The sequence below is a fragment of the Aquabacterium sp. A08 genome (assembly GCF_011742065.1).
Genome location: NZ_JAAQQT010000611.1, coordinates 45,231 through 55,846 on the forward strand (window position 1 = coordinate 45,231; position 10,616 = coordinate 55,846).

Consider the following 10,616-nt stretch of genomic DNA (forward strand, 5'->3'; position numbering starts at 1 on the left):
AATGAAATCAGCAATAATCACCGGCATCACCGGTCAAGACGGCGCTTACCTAGCGCAGCTGCTGCTCGACAAGGGCTACACTGTTTACGGCACCTACCGCCGTACCAGCTCGGTCAACTTCTGGCGCATTGAGGAGTTGGGCATCCAGAACCACCCCAACCTGCGTTTGGTGGAGTACGACTTGACCGACCTGGGTGCCAGCATTGCCCTGGTGCAGAAAGTCCAGCCCACCGAGATTTACAACCTGGCGGCGCAGAGCTTCGTGGGTGTCAGTTTTGACCAGCCCACCACCACGGCGCAGATCACCGGGATTGGCGCATTGAACCTGCTGGAAGCCATTCGTTTGGTCAACCCCAAGATACGCTTCTACCAGGCCAGCACCAGCGAGATGTTTGGCAAGGTGCAAGCCATTCCGCAGGTGGAAGACACGCCCTTCTACCCCCGCAGCCCTTACGGCGTGGCAAAGCTCTACGCCCACTGGATGACGGTGAACTACCGCGAGAGCTACGACATATTCGGTTGCAGTGGCATCCTCTTTAACCACGAAAGCCCGCTGCGCGGGCGTGAGTTCGTCACCCGCAAAATCACCGACAGCGTGGCCAAAATCAAGCTGGGCCAGCTCGATTGCCTGGAGCTGGGCAATCTGGACGCCAAACGCGACTGGGGTTTTGCCAAAGAGTACGTCGAGGGTATGTGGCGCATGCTGCAGGTGGACACGCCCGATACCTACGTGCTGGCCACCAACCGCACCGAGACCGTACGCGACTTTGTGCGCATGGCCTTCAAGGGCGCGGGCATTGTGGTGGACTTCAAAGGCACCGCCGAGCACGAAACCGCGGTGGACACCGCCACCGGTAAAACGGTCATGCGCATCAACCCCAAGTTCTACCGCCCCGCAGAGGTGGAGTTGCTGATTGGCAACCCCGCCAAGGCCAAGGCCAAACTGGGTTGGGAGCCCACCACCACGCTGGAGCAGCTCTGCCAGATGATGGTGGAGGCCGACCTTCGCAGAAACCAGGTCGGGTTCTCATTCTGATGAATATCCTGCTGACGGGGGCGGCCGGCTTTACCGGCCGTTTTTTTAAAGAGGCAGCATTGGCTGCAGGGCACCACATTGCGGTTCTGCAAGCCAACCTTACCGACAAGAACGCAGTGATGCAAGAGGTGGCTGCCCTGCAGCCCGACGCGGTGGTGCACCTGGCGGCCATCAGCTTCGTCGGCCATGCCGACGAAGCGGCCTTTTACGCCGTCAACACCGTGGGCACCTGCCATTTGCTGCAGGCGTTGGCGGCACTGCAGGTGAGGCCCGCCAAGGTGCTGCTGGCCAGCAGCGCCAACATCTATGGCAATTGCGAGTCTTCGCCCATTACCGAGACACAAGCCCCAGCCCCCGTCAACCACTACGCCATGAGCAAGCTGGCCATGGAGCACATGGCCCGCACGTACATGGACAGGCTGCCCATCGTCATCACCCGGCCCTTCAACTACACCGGCCCGGGCCAGGCACCCAACTTCGTGATTCCCAAGCTGGTGAGCCATTACGCCCGCCGCGCGCCGGTGGTGGAACTGGGCAATGTGCAGGTGGAGCGCGAATTCAACGACGTGCGCATGGTGTGCGACGCCTACCTGGCCTTGCTGGCCCACGGCCAGCCCGGCGAGGTATACAACGTGTGCAGTGGCCAGCCCTACACCTTGCAGCAGGTGATGGACACGTTGGCCGAGTTGGCGGGCCATGCGGTAGAAGCCCAGGTGAACCCTGCCTTTGTGCGTGCCAACGAAGTGCACAGCCTGTGTGGCAACCCAGCCAGGCTGCAGCAGTTGTGTGCCGCTGCAAACATCACGCTGAAGCAGCCCAGCCTGCGCGAAATGTTGCAGTGGATGCTGGATCAAGCGCATGCTGATCGGAATTGACGGGCGTCCGTTTTATGGGCAGACGGCGGGTACCGGCCGGTACGTGACCGAGCTGTGCCGGCAACTGGACGAGGCCATGCCCGACGCCCGTTTTCGGGTTTATGCCAACCGACCCGTGCGCATGCCGGTGCACAACAACCGTTGGAGTGTGTGCGAGGACCGCACGCTGTGGGGGCGCCGTTTACCCGCTTCGGTGTGGTACTGGCTGCGGGCAGGGCGTTTGGCGGCCAAAGACGGTGTAAGAGTCTTCTGGGGGGCTGCCAACTTTCTGCCACTGGACTTGCCTGCGGCAGTGCCTTCGGTGCTGACCGTGTACGACTTCGTGTTCCGCTTGTTCCCTGAAACACTGACGCGGAACAACCGTTTCGCGTTGCAGTGCTTGTTCAAGCCCACGGTGCAACGCGCCACACGGGTGGTGACCATTTCCCAGGGCACGGCACACCGCTTGCAGCAGTGGTACGGGCGGACCGCTGACGCGGTGGTGCGCCCAGCCGCTGCCCCCTGGTTTGCACCACCCCAACCCAGGCAGTGGGCAGCATGGCAGCGCCCTGCGGGCATGGAGCGGCCATTCGTCCTGTCGGTTTCTACGCTGGAACCCAGAAAAAACCTCACGGCCTTGATCCAGGCGTTGCTCCAGTTGCGCGCGGCTGGCCATTTGCTGGACCATGCCCTGGTGCTGGTGGGGCAGAATGGATGGCGCAATGCGGGTTTGAACAAGCACCTGGAAGACGCACAGCGCCATGGCTTGCCCATTGTGCAGCTGGGCCATATGCCAGACGCCGATTTGCCGATGCTGTACGCAGCCGCCGATGTGGTGGTGATGCCGTCGCTGTACGAGGGTTTTGGCATTCCGGTGCTGGAGGCCGTGCGCTGTGGCGCCACCGTGGTCGCTTCGGACGTGCCGGAAATGAGGGAGGCCGGCGGGGACGTGCCCACTTATGTGCAGCCCAAAGCGGCCGGCATTGCCAGCGGCATTTTGCAGGCCTTGCAATCCAGGGGAAGTGAACTGAACCACAATGTTACAGGGCCCGCCTGGTCTTGGGCAGAAGAGGGCCAGCGCATGGCAGAAGTGTTCCGGAGCCTGAAATGAGAATCGGCATCGATGCCACGGGCCTGGGTGGCCCAAAGACAGGCACGGCGGTGTATGTGGCCGAGATCTTGTCTGCCTGGTCGCAAGACAAAACCCTGAAGCATGAGTTTGTGGTGTTTGCAACCGACAAGGCGCGCGCGCACCTGGTGGGCTTGGGCTTGGATGAACGCTTTACCTGGGTAAGGGCACCGGATCACCGCCATTGGCGGGTGTTGTGGCAACAGCTGGTGCTGCCCTGGCGCTTGGCGCAACACAGGGTGGACGTGCATTGGGGGACTGGTTTTGTGTTGCCCGTGTTGGCGCGGTGCCCCATGGTGCTCACGGTGCACGACCTGACGTTTCAGTTGTTTCCTCAGTTGCATGAGCGCATCAAGCGCTACTATTTTCCCGCCATCATTCGTGCGTCGGTGGGCAAGGCCAAGGCGGTGTTGGCCATTTCTCGCTCAACCCAGGCCGATTTGCACCGGCTGCTGCCGGCGAGTGCAGGCAAGACGCACGTGACGCTCTTGGCAGGGCGCCAGTTGAAGGGCGACCAAGCATCACTAGCAGCCCATGGCCATGACGGCCCGGAATACCCCTACCTGTTGTTTGTGGGAACGGTGGAGCCCCGCAAAAACCTGGAGCGCCTGGTGCAGGCGTGGCAGGCGGTGCCGCCTGCCATTCGAGGCCAGACACGGCTGGTGGTGATTGGCGCCACCGGCTGGTTGGTGGACGAGTGGATGGCCCGGCTCAACACCACCGATACCGTGGATTTCAAGGGTTCTGTGACCGACAAGGAGTTGGGGCATTGGATGGCTGGGGCACTGGCCTTTCTGTACCCCTCGCTGTACGAGGGGTTCGGTTTGCCTGTGGTGGAGGCCATGGCCCAGGGCCTGCCGGTGCTGACCAGTGACGTGGGGGCTACCAAAGAAGTGGCTGGCGACGCGGCGCTGTTGGTGGACCCAGGCAGCGTGGACTCGATCCGTGCCGGGCTGGTGCAGTTGTTGACCGACAACAGCCTGCGGGCCTCATTGGCGGAGAAGGGCCGTCAGCGGGCGGCGGCGTTTTCTTGGGCGCACACAGCGAGCCAGACGATGGATGTTTTGCTGGCCGTGGCACGGCCGCCGAATGGCAGCCTGATGTCTGGAGCGCATTGCTGATGCAATTGCGCACCAGCATCGCGCTGAACTACGCGAGCCAGCTGTACGTGACGCTGCTGGCCGTGGCGCTGGTGCCGGTGCTGGAGCGCCGGATGGGCGCCGAGGCCTATGGCCTGGTGGCCTTTTTTTCCATGCTGTTTGCGGCGTTTTATGTGCTCGATCTGGGCCTGACCCCCATGGTGCAAAGAGAGTTTGCGCGGATGCGGGCGCAGGCGCTGTCCCCTTTGGACTTTCGGCGCATTTGGCGGGCGTTTGCCATGGTGTTTGCGGGGCTCGCCACAGCGGGGGCCTTGGCGGTGGTGCTGCTGGCTGATGCACTGGTGCGGCGTTGGTTGAACGTGTTGGAGCTGCCGCACGAGACGGCAAGCCGTGCAGTGGCCCTGATGGGTCTTGCCGTGGCACTGCGCTGGTGGAGTGGCTTTCACCGGGGTGCGGTGAGTGGTGGGGAGCACATGGTCTGGTTGCCGGTGTTCAATGCGTTGATGGCCACACTGCGGTTTCCTGGTGCCTTGCTGTGCATGCACCTGTGGGGCTACAACGTGACCACTTTTTTTGTGTTTCAGCTGGGCGTGGCGCTGTTGGAGTGGGCATGGCTGGCAGCCAAGGCCCACACATTGCTGCCCCAGGTTGAAGAAAGACTGGGGTGGTCGCTGGCGCCATTGCGGCCCATGTGGCGTTTGGGTGTGGCGGGTGCTGTGGCGGCCGCGACCGGGGCGTTGTTGATGCAGGTGGACCGGGCGCTGCTGTCGGGTCGGTTGCCACTGGGCGATTTTGGGCATTTTTCCATGGCGGTGCTGGTGGCCACCATGGTCATGGTGTTGAGCGCCCCCATCAGTACCGTATTGATGCCCCGCCTGGCCCGTTTGCATGCAGAGGGCCATGCAACGGATTTTTTGCAGATTTACCGCATGGGCAGCCGTTTGGCCAGTGCGTTGGCCATGGGCGGCGCATTGACCTTGGCGTTTTGCGCCAAACCGCTGCTGACAGCCTGGACTGGAGAGGCCGACTGGGCCATGCAATACTGGCCAGTGCTTGCCTTGTATGCCTTGGGCTATGGCTTTTGGGCCATGGGTGGCTTCGTATACTACCTGCAGTACGCACACGGTGAGCTGAAGTGGCATGCATGGGGCAACGCGATTACCCTGGTTGTGTGGTCCCTCATGGTGTGGTGGTTGAGCGAATGGGGTGGAGTGTTGGCCGTGGCCATGGGCTGGGCCGTATTGACCGGTGCCTACCTGTTGCTGTGGGCGTGGCTGGTGCACGCCCGCTACATGCCGCGGGTGCATTGGGCTTGGCTTTGGCGCGATGTGTTGGCCATGAACTGGCCCGTCTTGCTCGGTATGCTGTTGTTTTCCCTGTTGGGGTGGGAGCCGCAGTCACGCCGAGAAACGTTTGCCTATGTGTGGTTGGTGGGAGGCGTGTTGATGGCGTTGAACATGGCCTGGTGGGCTTGGACGGAGCGCCGCCACTGGGGGCGCTGGCTGCAACGTGCGAAGTGAGTGCAAATACGATGTTGATCAGTTTTTCGGTCGTCAGCCATGGGCATGGGCCCCACATCATGACGCTGCTGGAGTCCTTGGTGTCGTCTGGCTTGCCCACCGCCTGCGGCAATGCCGAAGTGCTGCTGACCCTGAACGTGCCCGAGCCAGAACTGAAGGCGCAGGTAAAGCAGCGAGATTGGCCATTTCGGCTGGTGGTGACAGAGAACGCTGCCCCGCTGGGTTTTGGCGCCAACCACAACCAGGCGTTCGCGAAAGCGCGCGGGGATGTGTTTGCGGTGGTCAACCCGGACATTGCTTTTCTGCCCTTGGATGCCAACACAGGTCCTGAAGCCTTGGTCATGCCGCCTGGCGTGGGTGTGTGGGTACCCAGGCAGGTGGACCGCACGGGTAAGGTGCAGGACCATTGCCGTGCACTGATCACCCCTTGGGGTTTGCTGGCGCGCGTGGCCATGCGGTTGGGCGGAGCCAAAAGCTTGCCGGGAGTGGCACCCACAGCGGAAGCCGCCGACTGGGTTAACGGCGCCTTGATGTGGTTTCCGCGCCAGGTGTACCAGGCCCTGGGAGGGTTTGATGAGCGGTACTTCATGTATTGCGAAGATGCAGACCTGTGCTTGCGTCTGCAACTGGCAGGATGGCGCATGCAGACGGCTCCCTTTAACGTGGTGCACGACGCGCAGCGCAATTCCTTGCGCCCAGGCAAGCACCTGCGGTGGCACATGACCAGTCTGTTGAAGTTTTGGTGTTCGGCTACATTCTGGCGCTACTGGTTCCGTTCATTGGCAGGGAAGTAATTCGTGCTCTTGTTGGCTTTTTTCAGTTTTTTGGTGGCCTTGGTGTCGGTGCTGTGGGTGCGCCGGCAGTTCAAGAGACATGCGGCCCACTACCCGGCCAACATGCCACAGCGCTTCCACCATGGCAGTGTGCCGCGCGTGGGCGGTATGGGAGTAGGCTTAGGCTGGTTGGTGGGCTTGTGGCTGATACCCGTGTTGCCTTTGCTCGGCCGAAACGTGGGCGTGCCCTTGAATTGGGCCGAGGCCCTGGGCTATACGGCCGTGGCAGGGATTGTGCTGGGCGTAGGGGTGTACGAAGACGTGTCGCAACGCGTGCCGGTGCGTTGGCGCTTGGCCCTCAGCCTGTTGGCGGGTGTGCTGGCCGTGGCTTTGCTGGGTGCCCAAGTGCCGCGGCTGGGTATACCCAGCGTGGACGCAGTGTTGGCCCATTGGCCGCTGGTGGGGATGGCGCTGGCCGTGTTGGCCATTGCCGGGTTGCCGCATGCGTTCAACCTGATCGACGGTTACAACGGCCTGGCCGGTGCGGTGACGGTGCTGATTGCGTTGGCGTTGGCCCATGTGTCCATTCAGGTGGGGGACCGGCAACTGGCAGCGCTGTCTTTGTGCCTGGCCGCGGCCACGCTGGGCTTTCTGGTGTGGAACTACCCCAGTGGTTTGGTGTTTGCCGGAGACGGGGGGGCCTACCTGTGGGGAGCGGTGGTGGCGGTCATCAGCATTTTGTTGGTGCAGCGGCACCCCGAGGTATCGCCCTGGTTTGCGCTGTTGCTGTTGCTGTACCCGGTGTGGGAAACGGTGTTTTCCAGTTACCGCCGCTGGGCCAGGGGGCGCTCCGCCGGCGCCGCCGACGCCTTGCACCTGCACCAGCTGGTGTACCGGCGCCTGGTGCGCGCCATCCTGGAACCCGACGAAGCCGCGGCATTGCTGGCACGCAACAACCGCACGGCGCCGTACTTGGTGTCGTTGGCCACCTTCTCCATCGTGCCGGCGGTGCTGTTTTGGCAATCCACCTGGGTGTTGATGGCTTTTTGCCTGCTGTTCGTGGTGGGTTACGTGGGCTTGTACCTCATGATCGTGCGCTTCAAGACCCCGGCCTGGCTGCGCCGCTAGTGGGCGTTGTGACCACCCCCTTCGGAAAAGCCACAACCAACAATGACATTGACAGCCATTTCCAATCGTTGCAACGCCGCCGCCCAGTGGACCCTGGTAGGCGCCTTTGGCGCCTTCCCCATAGCCTTGGGTTTGGCCAACGCCTTGATGCTGCTGGCCGTGTTGCTGTGGTGCCTGGGCGGCCACTGGGCCGAGCGCTGGCAGGCCGTCAGCCGCAACCCCGTGGCTTGGCTGGCGCTGGCCCTGTACGGGCTGATGCTGCTGGGGGTGCTCTACACCCCCGCGCCGGCTGACGACTGGCAACTGCACTTGAAGAAATACGTCAAGCTGCCCATGATGGTGGTGTGGCTGGCGCTGTTGTGGCAGGTGGCCAGCATTCGCCAGCACGCGCTGAATGCGTTTGCTGCGGCCATGGCCTTCACCGCCGTATCCACCTGGCTGAATGTGTGGTTTCAGCTGCCGTGGTCGCAAAGCCAGAACCAGGGTTGGGGCGTGAGCCACCACGTGTTTGGCGACTACATCACCCAGAACGTGATGATGGCCCTGTTCGTGTTGCTGGCGCTGTTTCGTGCGCGCGCTGGGCGGGACTGGGTGCGATGGGGCTGGGCCGCCACGGCTGTGCTGGCAGCCGTGAGCATCACCCACTTGTCCGATGGCCGCACCGGCTATGTGCTGTTGGCCGTGGCGGTGGGCGTGTTCGTTCTCACGCAACTGAAGGGCAGGGTGGCGGTGGCCGCCATGTTGGCGGGCTTGTTGGGGCTGGGTGGGTTGCTGGCCACGTCCGACACCATGCATGCGCGCTTTGACAAAGCCGTGGCCGAGGCGCAGCAACACGACAGCGACAACACCTCATCCATTGGCCACCGGCTGTACAACTACAAGACCACCCCCAAACTGGTGGCCGAAAAACCGCTGCTGGGCTGGGGCACGGGTGCCTACCACACACAAATTTGCCATGTGCTGGACAAGCCCGAGCAGTGCCCCACCTTCAGTTGGCACCCCCACAACCAGTACCTGTTTTTGGCGGCCGAACACGGCATGGTGGGTTTGGGCCTGTACCTGGCCCTGTTGGTCAGCATGGCGTGGGTGGCGTTGCGATCCACCGACCCGCAGGCCCGCACCCTGCTCCTGGGCCTGACCGCACTGCTGGCCGTGAACAGCCTGTTCAACTCCCCGCTGTGGAGCGCGCGCGAGAGCCACTTCTTCACCCTCATGGCCGCGCTGCTGGCCAGCAGCGCCTGGGCCAGCCGCTCCCCAACTTCGGTGAAGTGATTACCATCACTGCAACAAGCAGTAAACGGTAAAGCCCTATGAGACTTTCACAAGCTGAGCGCAATGTACTCACGACCACGGCTGCATCGGCTTTTGGCCATGACGCCGTGCTGCGCCTGTTCGGCTCCCGCGTTGACGATGCCCGGCGTGGTGGTGACATCGATTTGCTGGTGGAAACACACATGACCGATCCGGCGGCGATCGCTGCGGCGCACACCCGTTTTTTGGCGGCTGTTTACGCCCGCCTGGGTGAACAAAAAATCGACGTGTTGATCGACTTTCCTGGGCGAACCCACCAGTCACCGATTTGGAAAATTGCCCGCGAGCAAGGGGTGGTGCTGTGACTCAAGGCCTTGCCATGTTGCGTTTGACGGAAGCTTGGCAACAGTGTGAAAAGCACCGACACCACCTGAACCATGCGCTGGCGGCGCTGAGTCCAAGCCTTCCTGTAACGGCTGTCTCCATCGCAAAGCTGGATGATGAAACGATACAGGATTGGGACCAATTTTTGCTGCGTTTTACCAAGTGGCAGGACACCATGGGCACGCGACTTTTTCCCGCAACGTTGACATATTTGCAGGAACCGTGCGACGACCGCCCCATGCTGGACAAACTGCATCGTCTAGAACAGCTTGGCCTGTTGACCAGCGTGGCAGATTGGCAGCGTGTACGTGCCATACGCAACCATTTTGCCCACGACTACCCCGAAGACGATGCGTTGAAAGCCGCGTACCTGAACGATGCGGTGGCTGCCGTTCAAACGTTACACGACATCTTCGAGCAGTTCAGGCCGATCATCGCCAAAGCAATATCGGCCTGAATTGATTTACTTCAGCCCCGCCAAGTCCCGCAGCATCTGCACCTTGTCGGTCCGCTCCCAGGTGAACTCGGGTTCGTCGCGGCCGAAGTGGCCGTAGGCGGCGGTCTTGCTGTAAATCGGGCGCAGCAGGTCCAGCATCTGGATGATGCCGCGCGGGCGCAGGTCGAACACCTCGTTCACTATTTTTGCGATCTGCTCGTCGGGAACCACGCCGGTGCCTTCGGTGTACACCGTCACGTTCATCGGGCGGGCCACGCCAATGGCGTACGCCACCTGAATCTGGCACTGCTTGGCCAGGCCGGCGGCCACGATGTTCTTGGCCACGTAGCGCGCGGCGTAGGCGGCGGAACGGTCCACCTTGGTTGGGTCTTTGCCGCTGAAGGCGCCACCGCCGTGCGGGCAGGCGCCGCCGTAGGTGTCCACGATGATCTTGCGCCCAGTCAGGCCGCAATCGCCCTGCGGGCCGCCAATCACGAAGCGCCCGGTGGGGTTGATCAGGTACTTGGTGTCTTGCAGCCACTCTTTGGGCAGCACCGGCTTGATGATCTCTTCAATGCACGCCTCGATGAAGGCCGGCGTCATGTGCTTGCCGTCGCTCATTTCGGGGCTGTGCTGGCTGCTCAGCACGATGGTGTCGATGCTGTGCGGGCGGCCGTCCACGTAGCGCATGGTGACCTGGCTCTTGGCGTCCGGGCGCAGGAAGGGCAGGCGGCCGTCTTTGCGCAATTGGGCCTGGCGTTCCACGATGCGGTGCGCGTAGTAGATGGGCGCGGGCATCAGTTCGGGCGTTTCGTCGCAGGCGTAGCCGAACATCAGGCCCTGGTCGCCAGCGCCGGTGTTCAGGTAGTCGTCGCTCGCGTGGTCCACGCCCTGGGCGATGTCGTTGCTTTGCTTGTCGTAGGCCACCAGCACCGCGCAGCCTTTGTAGTCGATGCCGTATTCGGTGTTGTCGTAGCCGATGCGCTTGATGGTGTCGCGCGCCAC

The 10,616-nt window shown here is 62.4% G+C and carries 11 protein-coding genes; 10 read left to right on the plus strand and 1 reads right to left on the minus strand.

What is annotated here, in order from left to right:
* Position 1: 1 nt before the first annotated feature.
* From gmd to HA630_RS10440, 10 genes are read left to right on the plus strand one after another with little or no spacing between them, the layout of a single operon-like run.
* Positions 2-1,036, plus strand: a complete 1,035-nt coding sequence (gene gmd, locus HA630_RS10395; RefSeq protein WP_166834504.1) for a GDP-mannose 4,6-dehydratase — start codon at positions 2-4, stop codon at positions 1,034-1,036.
* Entirely contained in the window at positions 1,036-1,911 is an 876-nt protein-coding gene (locus HA630_RS10400; RefSeq protein ID WP_166834506.1) for a GDP-mannose 4,6-dehydratase, read from the plus strand. Before gmd ends, HA630_RS10400 begins: the two co-directional genes overlap by 1 nt.
* Entirely contained in the window at positions 1,895-3,001 is a 1,107-nt protein-coding gene (locus HA630_RS10405) for a glycosyltransferase family 1 protein (protein ID WP_166834508.1), read from the plus strand. The genes HA630_RS10400 and HA630_RS10405 overlap by 17 nt, the downstream gene beginning before the upstream one ends.
* Positions 2,998-4,140: a glycosyltransferase family 1 protein gene (locus HA630_RS10410; RefSeq protein WP_166834510.1), complete on the plus strand. Its 1,143-nt coding sequence runs from the start codon at positions 2,998-3,000 to the stop codon at positions 4,138-4,140. The genes HA630_RS10405 and HA630_RS10410 overlap by 4 nt, the downstream gene beginning before the upstream one ends.
* Positions 4,140-5,639: a lipopolysaccharide biosynthesis protein gene (locus tag HA630_RS10415; RefSeq protein ID WP_166834512.1), complete on the plus strand. Its 1,500-nt coding sequence runs from the start codon at positions 4,140-4,142 to the stop codon at positions 5,637-5,639. Before HA630_RS10410 ends, HA630_RS10415 begins: the two co-directional genes overlap by 1 nt.
* A gap of 59 nt (positions 5,640-5,698) precedes the next feature.
* On the plus strand, positions 5,699-6,433 hold the full coding sequence (locus HA630_RS10420) for a glycosyltransferase (protein ID WP_166834514.1): 735 nt from the start codon (positions 5,699-5,701) through the stop codon (positions 6,431-6,433).
* A 3-nt stretch (positions 6,434-6,436) separates the two neighbouring features.
* Entirely contained in the window at positions 6,437-7,540 is a 1,104-nt protein-coding gene (locus HA630_RS10425) for a glycosyltransferase (RefSeq protein ID WP_166834516.1), read from the plus strand.
* Between the two features lie 42 nt (positions 7,541-7,582).
* Positions 7,583-8,812 carry an O-antigen ligase gene (locus HA630_RS10430; protein ID WP_166834518.1) on the plus strand — a complete coding sequence of 410 codons (1,230 nt, stop codon included), beginning with the start codon at positions 7,583-7,585 and terminating at the stop codon, positions 8,810-8,812.
* A gap of 38 nt (positions 8,813-8,850) precedes the next feature.
* A complete protein-coding gene (locus HA630_RS10435) occupies positions 8,851-9,156 on the plus strand; it encodes a nucleotidyltransferase domain-containing protein (RefSeq protein WP_166834520.1) in 306 nt (101 codons plus the stop codon).
* On the plus strand, positions 9,153-9,632 hold the full coding sequence (locus tag HA630_RS10440) for a hypothetical protein (protein WP_208300056.1): 480 nt from the start codon (positions 9,153-9,155) through the stop codon (positions 9,630-9,632). Before HA630_RS10435 ends, HA630_RS10440 begins: the two co-directional genes overlap by 4 nt.
* A gap of 6 nt (positions 9,633-9,638) precedes the next feature.
* Here the strand turns inward: HA630_RS10440 and metK are convergent.
* On the minus strand, positions 9,639-10,616 hold a 978-nt coding region (metK, locus tag HA630_RS10445; protein WP_166834524.1), incomplete at its 5' end, for a methionine adenosyltransferase.

Excerpts from the sequence above, each read along its gene's own strand:
- gmd (WP_166834504.1), top strand. The coding sequence starts at position 2 with ATGAAATCAGCAATAATCACCGGCATCACCGGTCAAGACGGCGCTTAC.
- HA630_RS10400 (WP_166834506.1), top strand. The coding sequence starts at position 1,036 with ATGAATATCCTGCTGACGGGGGCGGCCGGCTTTACCGGCCGTTTTTTT.
- HA630_RS10405 (WP_166834508.1), top strand. The coding sequence starts at position 1,895 with ATGCTGATCGGAATTGACGGGCGTCCGTTTTATGGGCAGACGGCGGGT.
- HA630_RS10410 (WP_166834510.1), top strand. The coding sequence starts at position 2,998 with ATGAGAATCGGCATCGATGCCACGGGCCTGGGTGGCCCAAAGACAGGC.
- HA630_RS10415 (WP_166834512.1), top strand. The coding sequence starts at position 4,140 with ATGCAATTGCGCACCAGCATCGCGCTGAACTACGCGAGCCAGCTGTAC.
- HA630_RS10420 (WP_166834514.1), top strand. The coding sequence starts at position 5,699 with ATGACGCTGCTGGAGTCCTTGGTGTCGTCTGGCTTGCCCACCGCCTGC.
- HA630_RS10430 (WP_166834518.1), top strand. The coding sequence starts at position 7,583 with ATGACATTGACAGCCATTTCCAATCGTTGCAACGCCGCCGCCCAGTGG.
- HA630_RS10435 (WP_166834520.1), top strand. The coding sequence starts at position 8,851 with ATGAGACTTTCACAAGCTGAGCGCAATGTACTCACGACCACGGCTGCA.